Genomic DNA, 5913 nt, shown 5'->3' on the forward strand with positions numbered 1-5913 from the left:
GCCGAGGTCGCCCTTGAGGCCGGCCGCGATGGTCGAGTCCGCGATGTCCGTGGCGATGATCGGCAGGAAGCCGTTGGGATAGATCGAGGCGACCGGAACCTGGCGGGAATCGCCGACGATACGCGGGAACGCCGCGCTGGCGCCCTCGCGCTTCTGATAGCCCGCCCAGCCATAGGCGGTGATGGCGTCGCTGACCGGCAGGCCGGCGTTCAGGTACACCGTCGAATCCGTGACCTCGGCGTCGCCGTAGCGCGAGGTGATGCGGGCCGGCGTGACACGAACGTCGATGTCGCCGCGGCTGGTCGGCTCACGGTCGCGATACTCGGCCGAAACGGTCAGGAAGCCGTCGGCGCCCAAGGGCAGGCCTTGCCAGCCCGAGATCGTCACGGTCTGACCGTCATTCTCGTCGCGACCATCGGTATTGCGAGCGGTCTTCACGTTGGTGGCGTAGCGGCCGACATTGAGCGAGGCCCCGCCGCCCGAACGGGCTTCGCGCAGGCGAAGATTGATGACGCCGGCGATGGCGTCGGAACCGTACTGGGCCGAGGCGCCGTCGCGCAGGACTTCGACGCGGTCCAGGGCGATGGTCGGGATGGCGTTCAGGTCGACGGCGGCCGAGCCTCGGCCGATCGAGCCGTTGACATTGACCAGGGCGGTGGCGTGACGACGCGTGCCGTTGACCAGAACCAGGGTCTGATCAGGCGAAAGGCCGCGCAAGGTGGCGGGACGGATGTGGTCGGTGCCGTCGGTGATCGCCGGGCGCGGGAAGTTGATTGAAGGGGCCAGGGTCGACAGCGATTGGGCCAGTTCGGTGGTACCCGTGCGGGTCAGGGCCTTTTCGTTGACCACGTCGACCGGCGCCAGGGTGTCCAACCGGGTTCGGCCAGCGATGCGGGTGCCGGTGACGACCACCTGATCGACTTCGGACTCGTCAGGAGTGGTCTGGGCCTGGGCGAATCCGGCGGTGCAAAGCAAGGCGCCCGCCGAGGCGGCGGCAAGCAGAAGATGGCGACTGGACATACGGTATTTTCCCTCTGGCCACGGAGGCTTGGCGCCCCGTTCGTTTTTTTGCCAGTGGTGATGAAGCGCCCGTCTGCACGCTTCGTAAACTGAGTTTTTGTTGGGGCGGTCAAAGAAAAACGGCGCGGATTGCTCCGCGCCGTTTCAGTCCTTCCAATCCCGTTAGGGATCAGGACTCGTAGTGGTCGCCTTCGAACGAACCAGCACCACCGGCCGCCATGTCGGAGGCGGCTTCGGCGTCGGCTGCGCGATCTTCCTCGAATTGAGCGGCGACGACGTCTTCACCGCGCGACTGGCGCTCGGCTTCGTCGGCGCTGCGCGCGATGTTGAGGGTGACCGTGACGGTCACTTCAGCGTGCAGCTTCACCTTCACTTCGTGGACGCCTAGCGTCTTGATCGGCTTGTCCAGCACGATCATCGAACGATCGACCTTGCCGCCGCCGGCCTTGATGGCGTCGGCGACGTCGCGACCCGCGACCGAACCGTACAGCTGGCCGCTTTCGCCAGCCTGACGGATCATCACGTATTGCGTACCGTCGAGCGCATCGCCAGCGGCGCCGGCGGTCTCGCGGTTCTTGACGTTGCGGGCTTCGATTTCAGCGCGCTGAACATCGAAGCTCTTCAGGTTGGCGGAGTTGGCGCGCAGGGCCTTGTGGCGCGGCAGCAGGAAGTTACGGGCGAAGCCGTCCTTCACCGTGACGATGTCGCCAAGGACGCCGGTGCCGTCCACGCGTTCGAGCAGAATGACTTTCATCGTGGGATCTCCCTTACTTCACGACGTAGGGGAGCAGAGCCAGGAAGCGGGCGCGCTTGATGGCCTTGGCCAGTTCGCGTTGCTTCTTGGCCGACACCGCGGTGATGCGCGACGGCACGATCTTGCCGCGCTCGGAAACGTAGCGCTGCAGGAGCTTGACGTCCTTGTAGTCGATCTTCGGCGCGTTGGAGCCCGAGAACGGGCAAACCTTGCGGCGACGGAAGAACGGGCGGCGGGCGGCGCCGGCAGCGGGAGCGCCGGCTTCGGGAGCAGTGGTATCGGTCATGATTTCTCTTCTCCCTTACGCGGCCGGCGCGAAGTCTTCGCGCGGGCGCTCGGAGCGCTCGCCACGTTCGCGGTCACGACGGGCCAGAACCGGCGACAGTTCCAGATCCAGCTCTTCCACGCGGATGGTCATGAAGCGCAGAACGTCTTCATTGATCAGCAGCTGGCGCTCGACTTCCTTGACCGCCGGCGCCGGAGCGTCGATGGCGAGCAGGGAATAGTGGCCCTTGCGGTTCTTCTTGATGCGGTAGGTGAGGTTGCGCAGGCCCCAGTATTCGATCTTGGCGATGTGACCGCCGCCTTCTTCGATCAGGGCTTTGATTTGCTCATTCAGAGCTTCGGCCTGTTGCGGCGAGATATCCTGCCGCGCGATGACCACGTGTTCGTAGAACGCCATGTTTTCCTTCTTCCGGCTTGGAGGGCGGCGCGATCGACGGCGGAAGTCCGTCAGTCACGATGGTTCCGGCGCGACAAGCGGGAAATCCCGACCCGTGAGGGCTGCGCGCAAGACCGCCTTCCATGAGAGCGCGCGCTTCTACAGCAAAGGCGGGTCCTAGGCAAGCAAGCCTCGCGACGGGCTGGAATGCGTCGTCGGGGTCAGGCGCCCGTCTTTCGGGTCAGGCGGGGCCCGGTGGCCTTTAGCCCCGCGCGGCGCCGTGCTATCGGCGACCGATGCGGCGTCTTATTACCTCCCTGCTGATCCCGACGTTCGGGCTCGTCTCGCCGGCCCTTGCCGAGGTGATCAAGCCTCCGAAGCTGTCGGTTTCGGCGGAAGATGGCCGTCTTGCCGGCTATTCGGCCACCTTGCCGCTGGACCTGTCGACGGATGGCGAGAAGGCCCTGTTCACCGCCAAGGTGGCGGGCAGCCCGGAGCATCCAACCTATAATCTCGACCTGAACCTGGCCGACAGGCCCCGGGATGGCGTCCTGTCGGGGCGGACCGTGGGTTTGAGCGCGACCTGGAATGACAAGGAGGCCGCCATACGGTCATCCCTGGCGCGGTCGTTCGGCTTTGGGCTGCTGCCCCGCGCCAACTATATCCGCGTGTCGATGGATATGGACGCCGCCCAAACCCTTTGGCTCCGCGATCAGTCGCCTCTGGCGCGGGCCAGCGTCCGTTCGACCCTGACGCTTGATGGGCATTCCCTGGCGGCCATTTCGTTCGGCGGCGGAAGTCTTGGCGACGAGGGCGTCGACTTCAGCCTGACGCGGCCCTTCGATCTTCCGGCCGAATTCACGGTCAGCCTGCGCGCCGACAGCGAAGCCCAGACCGGCCGCCTCAAGGACGGCCGCGTCATGGTCAGGCTGGTGAAGGCCCGGTTCTAGCGATCGCCTTTCGGCGCGCCGCCTGCGCGAACCGTTCCAGATAGGTCGGGTCCTCGGTGCCCATCAGCTGGTCCCACCAGGTGAAATAGAGTCCGTAATTATAGCCCGCCCGCGCGTGATGCAGGTCGTGATGAGTCACGCTGGTTAGCCACGGCAGCAGCGGTCGCCCGTCCTTTCGGGCCGGGAATAGCTCGTAGCCGCTGTGCCCCAGGGTGTTGCGGGCGATCTGGTGCAGAACGAACAGGCCCACCACCGGCCACTGGGTGGGAACCGTGATCATCCACAGCGGCACGAACAGCGCATTGATCGCCGCCTCGCCGAGATCGAAGCTGTAGGCCGTGAAGGGCGAGGGATTGTTCGACCGGTGATGGCGTCGGTGAAACCCGCGGAACAGTCGCCGATCATGGATCAGGCGGTGGGTCCAATAGAACCAGGCGTCATGGCCGATGATCATCAGGACCAGGCTGGTCCAGAACCACACGGGACCCAGCTCACGGGCGATATAGGGGCCGGGCAGAAGGCCGGCGCGGAACAGGCCGAAGGTGATCAGGCCAAAGGTCGAAAAGATGGCCACAGACCGGATCGAGACCAGCAGTTCGACCAGCATCTGTCGCGGCGGCGGTCGATCGGGACGTATCTTGCGGTGGGCCAGGGCGCGGGCCATCACGACCCACAGGGTCAGCCAGACCCCGACCGAGAAGATCAGGTAGCGCAGCACATCGGCCTGCATGTTGCGCAGCCACTGATGCAGAAAATCGGCGAGGTCGGGAAAGGTCATGGACGGCTCCGGGGTGTTCAGCTCACCACCAACCCGCCAGATGATCGTCCCGGTGTCGCGCCGATGGCGAAATCAGGTGGACTTGTCGGATTTCAATGGGCGTTCGCGGGTTTCGACCAGCCGCAGCCGGGGGGCGCCGCAGGCCTGTTGCCGCCAGGCTGTCGGGGTGACGCCGACAGCGGCCCGGAAGGCGCGGTTGAAGGGGCCCAGCGACGCGAATCCAAGATCATAGGCGATCGTCGAAACCGGCTTGAGAGCCAGGTTCGGATCCGACAAGGCCTCCTTTGCGGCGGCGATGCGCCGGCTGTTGACGTAGTCGGCGAAGTTTCGGTGGCCCAGGGTCCCATTGATCAGCCGACGCAGCCGGTGTTCGGGCGCGCCGACCAGGGCGGCCAGAGCGCCGATCGACAGGTCTTCCCCGCGCCAGACCTCGTCCTGGCCCATGGCCTGGTTCAAGCGGTTGAGGACGAGGCGGTCGGCCGGGCTGAGATCGCCGGCCTCGACGGTCGGCATGGCGATCGCCGGACCGGCGCTGGCGGGCGTCGCCACCAGCAGCGGCTCCACTCTAAGCAGGGCGACGGCCGTGGCGATGCTCAGCCCCGCCAGGGAAAGGGCTTGAACCATGGCGGGGTCAAAGGGCGCGGCGCTCAGGGACCAGCCGAAATCGCAGGCCGCCTGCACCAGGACGTACCCTGCGCTGGCGGCCGCCAGAGGGGCGCGCAGCCGGCGCCTCTGGTCAACCAGATCCCCGCGCCAGCCGCGCCAGGCGATGCTGAGCACGTGGATCACCAAGACCACCGAGGTGACTCCGTAGACTGGCCAGGACCAGCGGCCGACAGAAGCGGGGGCGAAGGCGCCGATCAGCCAGAAGCCGAACATCAGGGCGACCGGGGCGAAACGCCAGGGCGTCAGGGCCGGCTCGTCCTCGAACAGGTTGACGGCGAACAGCCAGAAGACGCCGGTACCGGTCACTGACAGAGCCCAGGCCAGCAGACTCGGGTGCTGGCTGCCGCTCCAGCTGTCGATCACATGGGCGATGGCGCAGACGAAAAACGCGACGCCGATCCAGCGCACAGGAGTCAGTTTGCGGCTGGCGGCCAGGGCCGCGCCGGTGGCGGCGAAGCCGCCGATCGCGACGCCACGCGCCATGCCCTCAAGGAGGATTGGATCCGTCATGGCTCAAAATCGACCAAATCCTCGCGACGCGCCAGCCGCGAGGATGGTCGAAACCGAAAAGCTGTGGCCGAAACTACTTTGCGGCCTTGAAGGCTCTCACGGCCTCCATGGTCTTGGTGACATGGCCCGCGAAGTTGCCGTCGGTGTAGGCCATCAGGATCTTGCCCTCGGGCGAGATGACGTAGGACGTGCGATTGGACCAGCCGCCGGGCATCGGCATAGCCACGTCATAGCTCTTGATCAGGCCCGGAGGCGCGGCGGCGACGGCGAACTTGTCCCGGCAGTGCTCCTTGGAGAAGGCCTTGATCTTGTCGACATTGCCGGCCGTGACGCCGATCACGGTGGCGCCGAGCTTCTCGAATTCAGGCGTGGCCTCGGCGAACTCGTGCGCCTCGGCGGTGCAGCCGGACGTGTAGGCGGCCGGGAAGAAGTAGAGCACCACCGGCCCCTTCTTGCGGACCTTGGCGAGGTCGAAGGCGAAATCCTTGCCCGCCAGGGCCGCTTGGCCTTGAAGTCGGGGGCCTTGTCGCCCGCTTTCAGCGCGGCGAGCGCGGGGAGGCCGACAGGACGAGGA

At 66.1% G+C, this 5913-nt stretch carries 7 protein-coding genes and 1 pseudogene; 1 reads left to right on the forward strand and 7 read right to left on the reverse strand.

The genetic code is table 11. The features are described from left to right. The 4 genes from CSW58_RS06645 to rpsF form a co-directional block, all read right to left on the reverse strand. On the reverse strand, window positions 1–1020 hold a 1020-nt coding region (locus CSW58_RS06645; RefSeq protein WP_148665638.1), incomplete at its 3' end, for a TonB-dependent siderophore receptor. 169 nt (window positions 1021–1189) lie between these two features. Then, window positions 1190–1774, reverse strand: coding sequence for a 50S ribosomal protein L9 (rplI, locus tag CSW58_RS06650; RefSeq protein WP_099446759.1), 585 nt, complete (start codon window positions 1772–1774; stop codon window positions 1190–1192). 13 nt (window positions 1775–1787) lie between these two features. After that, the gene (gene rpsR, locus CSW58_RS06655) at window positions 1788–2060 is read right to left on the reverse strand and encodes a 30S ribosomal protein S18 (protein WP_099446760.1); all 273 of its coding nucleotides are present in this window, start codon (window positions 2058–2060) and stop codon (window positions 1788–1790) included. Between the two features lie 15 nt (window positions 2061–2075). Next, entirely contained in the window at window positions 2076–2456 is a 381-nt protein-coding gene (gene rpsF / locus CSW58_RS06660; protein ID WP_099446761.1) for a 30S ribosomal protein S6, read from the reverse strand. Between the two features lie 275 nt (window positions 2457–2731). Between rpsF and CSW58_RS06665 the strand changes: the two genes are divergently transcribed. Beyond that, window positions 2732–3385, forward strand: coding sequence for a hypothetical protein (locus CSW58_RS06665; protein ID WP_099446762.1), 654 nt, complete (start codon window positions 2732–2734; stop codon window positions 3383–3385). Here CSW58_RS06665 and CSW58_RS06670 read toward each other — a convergent pair. The 3 genes and pseudogenes from CSW58_RS06670 to CSW58_RS06680 all read right to left on the reverse strand — a co-directional run. Next, window positions 3360–4163, reverse strand: a complete 804-nt coding sequence (locus CSW58_RS06670) for a sterol desaturase family protein (protein WP_099446763.1) — start codon at window positions 4161–4163, stop codon at window positions 3360–3362. The two genes, CSW58_RS06665 and CSW58_RS06670, sit on opposite strands and share 26 nt — an antisense overlap. A gap of 72 nt (window positions 4164–4235) precedes the next feature. Beyond that, entirely contained in the window at window positions 4236–5339 is a 1104-nt protein-coding gene (locus CSW58_RS06675) for an AraC family transcriptional regulator (protein WP_099446764.1), read from the reverse strand. A gap of 73 nt (window positions 5340–5412) precedes the next feature. Then, window positions 5413–5913, reverse strand: a pseudogene (locus CSW58_RS06680) (peroxiredoxin); the annotation flags it as partial.

Origin of the sequence: Caulobacter sp. B11 (genome assembly GCF_002737765.1) — a bacterium.
Taxonomy (GTDB): Bacteria; Pseudomonadota; Alphaproteobacteria; order Caulobacterales; family Caulobacteraceae; genus Caulobacter.